9 protein-coding genes are annotated in these 11,417 nt (G+C 67.9%); 5 read left to right on the forward strand and 4 right to left on the reverse strand.

What is annotated here, in order from left to right:
- Positions 1-18: 18 nt before the first annotated feature.
- The 4 genes from VGK20_01190 to VGK20_01205 all read right to left on the reverse strand — a co-directional run bounded on the left by VGK20_01190 (position 19) and on the right by VGK20_01205 (position 4,106).
- Positions 19-1,098, reverse strand: a complete 1,080-nt coding sequence (locus VGK20_01190) for a fatty acid desaturase (GenBank protein HEY2772642.1) — start codon at positions 1,096-1,098, stop codon at positions 19-21.
- A gap of 175 nt (positions 1,099-1,273) precedes the next feature.
- Positions 1,274-2,233: a hypothetical protein gene (locus tag VGK20_01195; protein HEY2772643.1), complete on the reverse strand. Its 960-nt coding sequence runs from the start codon at positions 2,231-2,233 to the stop codon at positions 1,274-1,276.
- Between the two features lie 12 nt (positions 2,234-2,245).
- Positions 2,246-3,238: a diacylglycerol kinase family protein gene (locus VGK20_01200; protein HEY2772644.1), complete on the reverse strand. Its 993-nt coding sequence runs from the start codon at positions 3,236-3,238 to the stop codon at positions 2,246-2,248.
- A gap of 64 nt (positions 3,239-3,302) precedes the next feature.
- Positions 3,303-4,106, reverse strand: coding sequence for a nucleotidyltransferase family protein (locus VGK20_01205; protein HEY2772645.1), 804 nt, complete (start codon positions 4,104-4,106; stop codon positions 3,303-3,305).
- A gap of 129 nt (positions 4,107-4,235) precedes the next feature.
- Between VGK20_01205 and VGK20_01210 the strand changes: the two genes are divergently transcribed.
- From VGK20_01210 to VGK20_01230, 5 genes are all read left to right on the forward strand, one after another.
- Positions 4,236-6,011, forward strand: a complete 1,776-nt coding sequence (locus VGK20_01210) for an ABC transporter ATP-binding protein (GenBank protein ID HEY2772646.1) — start codon at positions 4,236-4,238, stop codon at positions 6,009-6,011.
- A gap of 69 nt (positions 6,012-6,080) precedes the next feature.
- Positions 6,081-8,603 (forward strand): ELM1/GtrOC1 family putative glycosyltransferase, encoded by a 2,523-nt coding sequence (locus VGK20_01215; protein HEY2772647.1) that lies wholly within the window; start codon positions 6,081-6,083, stop codon positions 8,601-8,603.
- Positions 8,604-8,669: 66 nt separating this feature from the next.
- Positions 8,670-9,701, forward strand: coding sequence for a mitochondrial fission ELM1 family protein (locus tag VGK20_01220; GenBank protein ID HEY2772648.1), 1,032 nt, complete (start codon positions 8,670-8,672; stop codon positions 9,699-9,701).
- A gap of 104 nt (positions 9,702-9,805) precedes the next feature.
- Entirely contained in the window at positions 9,806-10,789 is a 984-nt protein-coding gene (locus tag VGK20_01225; GenBank protein ID HEY2772649.1) for a hypothetical protein, read from the forward strand.
- 29 nt (positions 10,790-10,818) lie between these two features.
- Positions 10,819-11,367 (forward strand): hypothetical protein, encoded by a 549-nt coding sequence (locus VGK20_01230; GenBank protein HEY2772650.1) that lies wholly within the window; start codon positions 10,819-10,821, stop codon positions 11,365-11,367.
- Positions 11,368-11,417: the final 50 nt, after the last annotated feature.

Genomic DNA, 11,417 nt, shown 5'->3' on the forward strand with positions numbered 1-11,417 from the left:
GCGCGGGCATTGGTAGCGCTAGTGGGCGCGGAAGTGCGCGAGCGCGCGACCGCCGAAGAGGCTGCGCACCGCAGCCAGCAGCGTGCGATGCTCGGCTTCATGGTACGGCGTGGACGGCGGAAGCTCGCTCAGCATGATGCGGTGGATCCTGCCGAGGCTGTGGTAGGGCACCGTCGGCAGCAGGTGGTGGAGGGCGTGGAAGCGAAGGCCCACCGGGGCGAGCATCGCATCGATCCACGATCCTCCCGAAAGATTGACCGAGTCGCGGTACTGCTCGAGCAGGTCCATCGGCGCGCCGTCGTTGAGGTAACGGTGCGCGACCAGCGTGCGCACGTGGTTGAACACGAGCACGAGGCTGGACACGAGGTACCACTCGAAGACCCACGACGGCCGGATGATGCCAGCCACGACCACGCCGATCATCGTCCAGCACACCAGCGCGGTCGCGCCTTCCTCGATCATCCAGCGCCGCGCCATTCGTCCTTCGGGCATCTTGCGCTTGTAGGCCGGGTTGATGACCAGCGTCGACATGTAGTTCACGACGAACGGGCGAAGCGGCGGGATGACGTAGGAGAGCGGCCCGAGGATTCCCCAGCGGATCACCAGCAGCCCCGGAACGAAGACCAGCGGAAGGATCGAGCCGACGACCTTGGCCTTGCTCCATTGGCCGATCGGCTGGTACTCGGGATCACGATCGGTGCCGAAGATCATGCGCCGGTGATGCTCACCGTGGGAGCCGACGTACATGAGGCTCGGTACCAGCAGCGGGAACCCGATCAGCAGGGACCAGAGGATCTCGAAGCCGGGCACCGAGCGGCGTTTGAGGTGGGCCAGCTCGTGGATGAACAGCACCGCGCGGTAGAGCGCGAACGTCGCGACGAACACCGCCAGGCACCAGACCGGCGAGAACCTGTGGGCGCGGATTGCCAGGACGAGCGCGGTCCAGCCGAGCGTCGCTGACGCCAGCAGGTCCGCGTAGTAGATCCAGGGCCGGGGTCGGAACAGTGAGGTGTATCGGCGCCGCAGCGCGGCAGGGCTGTGATCCACCTCGATGGTCTCGCCGGGCGAGACGACTGTCCCTCCGTCAGAGCTGCTCATAAAGGGTAGTACCGTTGTGCCAGCCGCGGCCTCGCATGACAATCGCCGCGACTGGACGAGACCGGGTGAGGCTACAGGCTTGTATTAGCGGCCGGCGCGGTACGCGCCGCGCCGGTCGCCCCCCAAGCCCGGGAATTTCCGCTAACTACCTGTTATTGCTGACGAATATAAGAATTTAACGAAGTGTCCGGTCGCGCAGGATGCGCCAGAGCAGCGGCCACCCGTAGACGAAAGGATGTCGCCGCTGCCGGTCGCTGACTTCGATGGCGACCCCGCTGTGCCGGGTCAGCTTCCAGATCGCGTACGGGAACCAGTCCCCGAAAGTCGCCGCCGACTTGAGGAGGCGCACGACGTACAGGGCCTTGGCGGGCCGCAGCTTGCGCTTCCACGCTGCGACGATGGCCTCGCGGGCAGGCTCCGCCATCCGGACCTGCACGGACCCGTCGTCGACCCGGCCCTGGACCAGTCCCCGCCGCACGAGGACCTCCACCGCGAGGGCGGCGACCTTGTCGTAACGAGCGGGCTCGGACTCGTAGATGGACCGGATCGTCTCGGGAGTCTCGGCGCGAAGCTCGGTCGTATACGTCGCGCGGAAACCGGCCTGCCACAAGTACTCGACGGTCACGGCCTGGGGGAACAACGCGAGCATGCGGCTGACCATCGTGACGACGGCTTCGGCCGCGTCGGCGGCGACGAGAGAGCGAGTGTCCCAGTCGCGCGCGTAAACGACGGCCGACGGCTGGCAGAAGCGTGCCCACACGATCGGATTGGAGCTCTCCGGCCGGCAAGCAGCGGAAAAATCCGCGCGAGAGATGATGTTGTACTTCATGCGAAGCGCGTGGCCCTTCCACGGCAGCTCGACGTAGTAGACGTTGGGCGGAAGCAGCGCGTTCGACAGCGCGAGCAGCTTCGACGAGTAGGCCGCGCGGTACGAGTCGACGATGGTGTAAAAATCGAGCACGCCGCCGTCGACGTACTGTTTTCTCAGGCACGAGCCGTAGAACAGGATTGCCGAAACGGCGGCGCCGTGGCGCCGCCGGATTTCTTCGGCGAGTGCGAGAGCCTCGGGCGCGACCTGTGCGCGCTGCTCGCGCTCCATCCACGCGACGAGCTCGGAGCGGGGATCACGATCCACGTGGCAAGTATCTCAGCGGGTCGAAAGGAAGCGAATGCGGTGGTCGGCCAGCAGGCTGGCGCGGCGACCGGCAACCGGCGGGAACATTTCCCCGTCGAGAGAGATGCCGCAGTCGAGTACGAGGTCGACCTGCTCGACGTTGCGGCTCGCGTAAAGCGCGGTCACGTCGGCGTCTCGCTTCGGGGGAATGCCGCGAAGCACGCGCGCGAGCTCCTGGGGCCGACGAAGGCAACCGGGCCCCAGCGTCGTGAAGCGGATGCCGCCCGGGCCTTTGCCCCAGAACGGCCGGATCCCGGCGAACAACCGGTGCAGCGTCGTCGCCATCAGCAGCTGGAACTGACCGGCGTCGAGCCTTGCGCCGTCGAGATCCACCGTGATCGGGTCGATCGTCAGCGGGTGCTCCTCGCCGTCGGTCGCAACTGGCGCCCGACCGGTAATCGCGCGCGCGACGAGCCCGGCCGTGACGACCGCGCTTCCGAACGCACCCTGCGCCTTGCCCTTCGGGAAAATCCGGTGCGTCAGCAGCGTGCCGCGGTAGATCACGCCGACGCCGAAAAACGTGCCCCAGTGATCCACGCCGTCCGGCTCGAGCGTCATCCGCAGCGCCGCGCGCCGCACCAGCCATTCGCCCACGCGTCCCGAGCGCGCACGCGTCACGAGGCGATCGATCGCCACGCGCGCGTCGCGCGGGCTTCCGATGTCGTAGGCGCTCATGCTCGTGCGGCCGGTGCGAAGCGGCGCGATGATCGGCAGCTCGCGAGGATCGCCGTTCCTGCCGAACGGCGACCCCTCGCGCAGCACTTCGGTCAGCGTTTTCTGCAGCGTGCCGTCGCCGCCGTTGACAGCGAGGATGTCGACGCGAGCGGCCGCCAGCTCGCGCAGTGCATCGGGGTTGTCGGTCTGTGCGCGCACGATCTCCGGATAGCGACGCAGGTGCTCGAGCACTTTGCCGGCGCGGGCGCCGCCGCCTCCGGCATTCAAGTTGGTCAGTACCCCGATGCGCACGAGGTCGTCCCTAACTTCGTTGGATGCCAAAAACCAGCACGCCGTCGCTGCGTCGGCGGCGGCATCATGCGACCGTCTGTTTTCTGGCGGCGAAGACCGCTTCGACGGCGACGCGATCGGCTTCCTTGTCGACGTCGAGCGCCGCTTCGGCAAACGGCAGCTCGACGGCATCGACGTTCGCTCCGATCACGGCCGACGCCCTGGCCAGGGCCTGCCGCAGGTCCAGGCGGCCGAGAAGGAACAACACGAGACTCATGGGACCGAACGCGCGCACCAGTTTCCACGGCGTCTTGCGGAATTCCTCCGCGCCCCTCCAGAACAGCGCGACGTCCTGCGCTCGCGGCGTGCGCAGCAGGAACAGGTTGGCGCCCGAATACTTCTCACCGCGAAGAGGAATGAACGTGCGCGGCTGGTCGGGAAAGCGGCGGCGGTAGACGGCCGACGCAACCAGGCCGACGACGAAGTCGGCGGAGCTGGCGGAGGCGGCCTCGACGAACGCTGCGACGATCTGCCCGGTCAGCAGCGGATGGTCGGCCGTCGTCACCAGCAGCGAGCTTTGCGCCGGAAGCGACGCGAAGAAATCGGCGACGCTCGATGCAGGCGAGACACCGCAGCGATGGTGCCTCAGCACAGGTGGTGATGCCGCGCTGAGCGCAGCCAGGCGGGAGGTGCTCGACGGCAAATCGGGATCGTCGCTGCTGATGGCGATCGAATCGGCAACGCCGCTGGCCAGGATCGCATCGACGACCCTCTCGAGCATCGGGACACCGGCGATCTCGACGAGAGCCCGATGACGCAGCCCGGAGGAATCGGCCACCGCATCGCCGCTGGCCCGGCGCCCAGCGAGAACCAGCGCTGCGACAGTCATTGCCGGTATACTAGCAGGCGGCGGCAAAAGGCCCATCTGCGCACGGGAAACGATCGCTGTTCGCACGCGGAGCAGCCCATTCGGGCCTGTTGCCGAACCGGCCCTCCAGCGGTATTCAGGAGTGTCCCGATGCAACTCCTCCTCGTACTGTCGCGCCGCTACCCGAAGCGCACCGTGATCATGCTCGTGTGCCTGACGCTGGCCGCCATGGCGGAAGGCGTCGGCATGTCGAGCCTGATGCCTCTGCTCAGCATGGTGACCGGGCAGCACGGCAACGAGTCGGGGCTCGAGCATGCGGTGCGCGCCAGTCTTGCCGCCGCGCACATCGAGCCGACGCTGAGCGTGCTGCTGCTGCTGATCCTCGGCGGCAGCATCCTCAAGGCAGGGCTGACTCTGGTTGCCCAGCGCGAGGTCGGCTACACCGTCGCGCACGTCGCGACCGATCTTCGCCTGGCGCTGCTTCGCGCGCTCCTGCAGGCCCGCTGGCTCTACTACGTGCGGCAGCCGGTCGGGATGCTCGCCAACGCGTTCGCGACCGAAGCCCAGCGCGCGTCCGAAGCCTACCTCTACGGCACGATGCTCATCACGCAGGTGATCCAGACCCTGCTGTACGTCGGCATCGCGGCCGCCGTGTCGCTTCCGACGACCATCGTCGCGTCGGCCATCGGGCTGGCAACCATCGCCATGCTGTCGGGCCTGGTGCGCAAGACCAAGCGCGCCGGCATCAAGCAGACCGACCTGATGCGCACGCTGATCGCTCGCATGACCGACGTGCTCTATGCCGTCAAGCCGCTCAAGGCGATGGCGCGGGAGCCGCTGGTGGCACCGCTGCTCGAGCACGAGACCGAGAGCCTCAATCGTTCGCTGCGCAAGCAGGTGCTGACGAAGGAAGCGGTGCGCGCGATCCAGGATCCGTCGCTGGTGGCGCTGATTGCCGGTGGCCTCTACATCGCGACGACGTTCTGGCAGATCCCCGTCGACAGCGTGCTGATGCTTTCGCTCGTGTTCGCGCGCGCGCTGTACAGCCTGCAGAAGGCGCAGAAGATGTTCCAGGAGATGGCCGCGCGCGAGAGCGCGTTCTGGTCGTTGCGCAAGACGATCGAGATCTCCGAGCTCGAAGCCGAAGTCGCGTCCGGCACCAGGGAGCCCACATTCCAGCGCGCGCTGACGGTGCGCGACGTCGATTTCGCGTACGACGAGCGGCCGATCCTGGCCGGCGCGAGCCTGGCCGTGATGGCAGGCGAAGTGACGGCAATCGTCGGGCCCTCGGGGGCAGGAAAGACCACGATCGCCGACCTCGCGCTCGGCCTGGTGCGTCCCACCCGCGGGGAAGTCTATCTCGACGACGTGCCGCTGTCGGAGATCGACGTCGGCAAGTGGCGCCACCGCGTCGGCTACGTGCCGCAGGAGATGCTGCTGCTGCACGACGACGTGATGCTCAACGTCACGCTCGGCGATCCGGCCCTGACGCAGGCGGATGTCGAGGAAGCGCTCCTTGCCGCCGGCGCTGCCGATTTCGTACGCGACCTTCCGCAAGGCCTGCGCACCCCTCTCGGCGAGCGCGGCGCGCGTCTATCCGGCGGCCAGCGCCAGCGCATCGCGATCGCAAGAGCGCTCGTGCATCGCCCGAGCCTGCTGATCCTCGACGAGGCGACGGCGGCGCTGGATCCGGCGAGCGAGGCCGGCATTTACGAAACGGTGCGGTCGCTTCGCGGGCGCACGACGATCCTGGCGATTTCGCACCAACCGGGACTGCTCAAGGTGGCCGATCGCGTGTTCCGCCTTTCGGGCGGCAGGATCGTCGAGCTCGAAGGCAGCGAGCGCTACGCCGATCACGACGCGGCGCTGTACGCGGTCGAACAGGACGGAGAACGGCCGCTTGCGGCCACCGCGGTGTCTCGTTGACATGCGCAAACGGCTCGGCTCTTAGTTGACCCTCCGGGGACGGCGCGCACGGCGCGTTGGGAGATCTCCATGCCTTTCCTCACGACCAGGCGGATCATTTCGCGTATCTTTCCGGATCCGGGTCGCCTTCCTGCCGCCGGCGTTCGCGACCTTCCGCAGAAAATCGTGCTTCCGGCCCGGCCGGACTCCGCGCCGTCCGACAAGCCGCCGGTGCGCATCTACGTAGGCACCGAGGCCGGCCAGTACCGCGCCGAACGGGTCTTCATCTACTCCGTCGACAAGGTTCGCGACCTCTCGCGCGACTACGAAATCCACCTGATGAAGGACGTGCGCGGCTACGACCGGCGCTGGTGGCTGACGGGTTTCACGAATTATCGATTCGCGATCGCCGAGTGGGCCGGCCCCACCGGACGCGCGATCTACAACGACGTCGACCAGGTGTGGCTGTCGGATCCCGCCGAGCTGTTCGACTCCGACATGCACGGCAAGGGCTTCCTTGCGATCTCTCCTGACGACACCGCCGTGATGTTGATCGACTGCGAGCGCATGCGCACGCTGTGGACCCGCGACATCGTCAGCCACAAGCCTCGCAAGCAGATCGAGAAGGCATCCACGCACGAGTGGGGCCAGCTCGAGGCGTGCTGGCACGCGCGCGATTTCGACTACGTGCCCGGCTACTCGAAGTGCCTGCACTTCACGACCATCCACGAGCAGCCCTGGCATCCGCTTCCCGGGCAGTACGTCTACATGCCGAGCCCGGTGCACGACATCTGGCACGCCATGGAGAAAGAAGCCGACGATCGCGAATACTGCGCGTTCGACTTCACGACCGCCGAGACGCTCTACACGGGCTTCGTCGCGCGGATGCGCGCCGCCCGCATGGGCGGCACGGTCGCACCGCTGGCCAACCCGCTGCCGTCGCCGCCGATGGCGGGCCTCGGCGAGCTTCTCGCGCAGGCCTCGGCGCGCAGCATCCTCGAGCTGACGCTGGCCGACGCGCGCAACGAAGCGCTCGAAAGCCGCGTCGGCAAGTATCCCGGCGCAACTCTGACGACCTTCGACCCCACGGCAACCGAAGCGGCGGGGCTCGACGTGCCTCTCGGCCCCTTCGACGCCGTGCTGTCGATGGCCGGCCTCGATCTCCTGTCGAACGAAGACATCCCGTGGGTGCTCGACCAGCTCCTGTACCGTGCGCGGCGCGCCGTATTCGTCACCGTCGACGACACTGCGCGCAACGTGCCCCTGGCCGACGGCTCGTCGATTCGCGTGCGGCCCCGAGGATTCGCGTGGTGGCGTGCGCAAATGGAAGCCGCGTCACGAAACCAGCCCGAGGTGCGCTGGCGCCTCGGTGTCATCGAGCGCACTGCCGTCGGCACCGAAGCCGTGCGCTGGCGCGAAGGCGGGCGGCGCCTTCAGGACTCGTCTCCTTCGGTATGGATCCTCGCCGATCCCAAGCCCGGACACACGACGCAGTCGATCGGCCTGGCCGACACGCTCGGCTGGTCGTACGAAATCCGTGACGCCGGGTTCCCGTGGTGGACCAAGGTGACCGACCGCCTGTTCGGACCACTCGCGGTCGACCCGTCGGGAAAGCGGCGCGCCGCGCTCCGGGGACCCTTCCCGGATCTCGTGATCTCGACCGGCTGGTCGACGGGGCCGATCGCGCGCTGGATCGGAGCGCGCGGCGACGGCCGCACTTCGCTCGTCGCGATGGGCCGCAAGGGCGGCGACGTCGCGACCAACTTCGACCTGGTCGCGACCTGCTCCTACGTTCGCTACCCTCCGCACGAGCGGCGCATCGCGCTGGCCGCTCCTTTGAACCAGGTCACACCTGCACGCCTTGCGGACGCTGCCGGGAAATTCCCGGAGCTGTTCGAAGGACATCCGTCACCTCGCATCGTCGTGCTGGTCGGCGGGAGCTGCCCCCAGTATGAAGTGGACGATGGGACCGCCAGGCGCCTCGGGGACGACGTCGCCACGCTGGCGCGAAAGGCCGGCGGCAGCGTCGTCGTCGTGACGAGCCGGCGCACTCCGACGAGCGCGATCGACGCCATCGAGAAGGGGCTCGCATCCGAAGGCACCAGCGCGGGCAGCGTGCACCGCTGGAACGCGTCGCGCACCGACAATCCCTATCTCGCCTATCTCGCGGGAGCCGACGCGCTCGTCGTCACCGGCGAAAGCGAGTCGATGATCGCCGAGGCCTGCGCGACCGCAAAGCCGGTCTACATCTACCCGGCACGCAAGCAGCCGCCGGGGCTGGCGCAGCGTTTCGTCCAGCTCGTCTCCAGGGTTGCGTTCTCGCGCCCGAAAAAAGGCAAAGGCACGTTCCGGCCCCAGCAGGGCCGCGAGTATTTCTGTGCCCGCCTGATCGAGCGCGGCATCGTGCATCCGGCGCGCGACCTCGAGGCTTTCCACCAGGGCCTGGTCGCGTCAGGACATGCGAGGATGTTCGACGGCACGCTCGATCTGGAAGCCGTCACGCCGCTGGCCGAGGCCGAGCTGGTCGCGGCGCGGGTGCGTGCGCTGCTCGGCTGCAACGACCACGACCAGCACGATGCCGCCGACCAGGCCCGACGCGCAGGCCGGGCCTGAGCCGGGCAGGAAGCAGACGTTCTGGCCACCACTGGCGAACACGCTGCGCACCCTCCGCGGGTCTGGGTGCTCTTTGGCAAAGGAACCGGCGGCAACGGGCAGATGCAGAGCCTGGCCGAAGCGCTCGGCTGGCCCTACGAGATCAAGCAGCTCCGCCACAACACGCTTCACCTGCTGCCGAATGTCCTGCTCGGCGCCACCTGCGCGACGCTCGACAAAAAGGAGTCGGCACCGCTCGAGCCGCCGTGGCCCGACCTCGTGATCGCCGCGTCGCGGCGCTCGGCGCCGGTCGCGCAGTGGATCCGCAAGCAGTCCGGCGGCCGCACCAGGCTGGTGCACCTGCTGCACGTGCAGGCGCCGCTGTCGTGGTTCGACCTCGTCGTGACGATGCCGCAGTTCCGCCTGCCGGAGCGGGAAAACGTGCTGCACGTGACCGGCGTCCTCAACCGCATCGACCCGAACGCGATCGACGAAGCCGCGCGGCAGTGGAAGCCGCGCCTCCCGCACCTGCCGCGCCCGTGGACGGCGTTGCTGGTCGGCGGCAACAGCTCTGCCTACCTGCTCGATGTGGACACGGCGGCGCGGCTCGGCCGCGACGCTTCGCGTGCCTGCGTGCAACGCGGCGGCTCCCTGCTCGTGACGACGAGCCCGCGCACGCCGCCGGAAGCTGCCGAAGCGCTCGCCTCGGCAGTCGAAGGCCCGTCGTACGTGTACCGCTGGAAGAAGGACGACGCGGCCAACAACCCTTACAAGGGCTTTCTCGCTCTTGCCGACGATTTCATCGTGACGATCGACAGTGCATCGCTTCTCGTCGAGGCGAGCGCAACCGGCCGTCCCGTCGCCGTCTTCGAGTGGCCGCGCCGCGGCAATGGCGCCGGGCTCGCCGGCGGTTCCGCGCTGTGGCGCGGCGCGGTGGCGCTCGGACTGTTCAAGCCGGCCCGCGATTTCGATGCGTACTTTGCCGAGATGCAGCGCCGCGGGCTTGCTCACCGCTTCGGCGAAGAGCCGCCGGTGACGAGGCAGCCTCTCGACGATCTCGAACGAACCGTCGATCGCATTCGTTCGCTGTTTGACCTGCCGCCTGCGAAGCGGGAATAGTGCCGCGGCGCCGGCGCGCCGCGCTTCGCGACATCGGCGCAGCGTGACCTCGACACGACGCCGCAACAAGCAAGACGCAGGATGGCAGGAGAATCCTTCTCGCGATGAGCTCCCCGAACGACCAGACGCCGAAGCCCTGGACGATGGTCACGCTGCTCGGCGTCGGCCGCAGCGGCACCAGCACGATCGCCCGCGGCATGCAGGCCATCGGCATCGACCTCGGCGAAAACCTGCGCGCGGGCAGCGGCAAGAATCCCACCGGGTTCTACGAGGACATCGACATCCTGAAGATCACGCGCCGCCTCAAGTGGACGCTCGGGATCCGGCCCGAGAGCGTGCGCCCGATCGACGAAGAAGAGTACGACCAGCCGGTCATCCGCCAGATCGAGGACGATTGCGTCGACGTGATCCGCCGCCGCTTCGGCAACTCGCCGCTGTGGGGCTACAAGTACGCGCGCACTTCGCGGTTCCTGCCGTTTTTCGAGCGGGTTTTCGATCGCCTGGGCCTCGACGCCCGCTACGTGTTCGCGGTGCGCAACCCGATCAGCGTGGCGCGCTCGCGCCAGCGACTGGAGCCCCAGCGCGGCACCCAGGAAAAGAGCGACCTCGAGTGGCTCGCGAACATCGTCCCGTGTCTCGAAAGAGCGCGAAGGCGCCGCTGCGTATTCGTCGATTACGACAACGTGATGGCCGAACCGGCCGCCGAGCTCGAGCGTATGGCCCGCGGCCTCGCTCTGCCGGTCGACGACAACGTCACGCGCCAGATCGCGATCTACCGCGACGAATACCTGAAGCCCGGCATCCGCCACAGCCGCTTCTCGATCGAGGACCTCGACCTCACGCCCAATCTGAATGTGCTCGCGCGCGACGCGTTCCACTGGCTGTGGAAACTGTCCACCGACCGGATTTCCTTCGAGGACGAAGCGCTGTGGACCGACTGGCGCCGCATCGCCGCGCGCATGGAAGACTTGAGGCCGGTGCTGATCCACATCGATCGCATCGAGGCCGAGCTGCGCAGCGCGCAGATGAGCCCGTACGGTCCGCTGCAGGCGCTGCCTCCGCTCTGGTACAAGTGGAAGCAGCGCTGAGCAGGCTGCGCGCAGCAGCGACAACCCGGATGGCGGCCGTCGCGGTCGCCGCTGCCATCGGCTCGTGCGCCTCGTGCTCTCCGGTGCGCGAAAAAGCGCTGGTCGGCAGCGTCACTCCCGAAATGTCCGAGCAGCTGGCCGAGAGAACGGGCCTCGCCGTCGCCGACGCGGGTGCGCCTTCGTGCACGCGCGTCTACCGCGCAAGCTTTCGCAACGCGATCCTCGAGATCCATCCTGACGAGACGATGTGCTGGGAATTGACGGCCGACCACGACGTCGCGATGGAACCGGTGGCGATCGACCCCGGCACCGCAGACCCGCAGCGCACGATCGTTCTGCGGATGTGGCAGGACGCCGGCGGCCACAATACGTTCCTGACCTTCCGCAATCCGTTCGCGAGGGCGCTCAAGTACAGCGCCCAGCTGCTGCAGCCCCACGGCGACGTCTTCCTCCCGACGACCGCGTGCCCGGTGCGGGGGCAGCGCTTCACGATCGAGCAGTGGCCGCAGACCCTTGTCGCCATCCGCATCGCCGACGCGAGCTTCGTCGACGACGCCGACGCCGTCTCCTGCGAATGAATATTACGTATGTGGAATGGGGTCAGGCACCACAGGAATGGGGTCAGGCA

It is taken from the genome of Candidatus Binatia bacterium, assembly GCA_036493895.1.
Lineage (GTDB): Bacteria > Desulfobacterota > Binatia > UBA1149 > CAITLU01 > DATNBU01.

Coding starts and splice junctions, on each gene's coding strand:
- VGK20_01190 (HEY2772642.1), bottom strand. CDS start 1,098: ATGAGCAGCTCTGACGGAGGGACAGTCGTCTCGCCCGGCGAGACCATC.
- VGK20_01205 (HEY2772645.1), bottom strand. CDS start 4,106: ATGACTGTCGCAGCGCTGGTTCTCGCTGGGCGCCGGGCCAGCGGCGAT.
- VGK20_01210 (HEY2772646.1), top strand. CDS start 4,236: ATGCAACTCCTCCTCGTACTGTCGCGCCGCTACCCGAAGCGCACCGTG.
- VGK20_01215 (HEY2772647.1), top strand. CDS start 6,081: ATGCCTTTCCTCACGACCAGGCGGATCATTTCGCGTATCTTTCCGGAT.
- VGK20_01225 (HEY2772649.1), top strand. CDS start 9,806: ATGAGCTCCCCGAACGACCAGACGCCGAAGCCCTGGACGATGGTCACG.
- VGK20_01230 (HEY2772650.1), top strand. CDS start 10,819: ATGGCGGCCGTCGCGGTCGCCGCTGCCATCGGCTCGTGCGCCTCGTGC.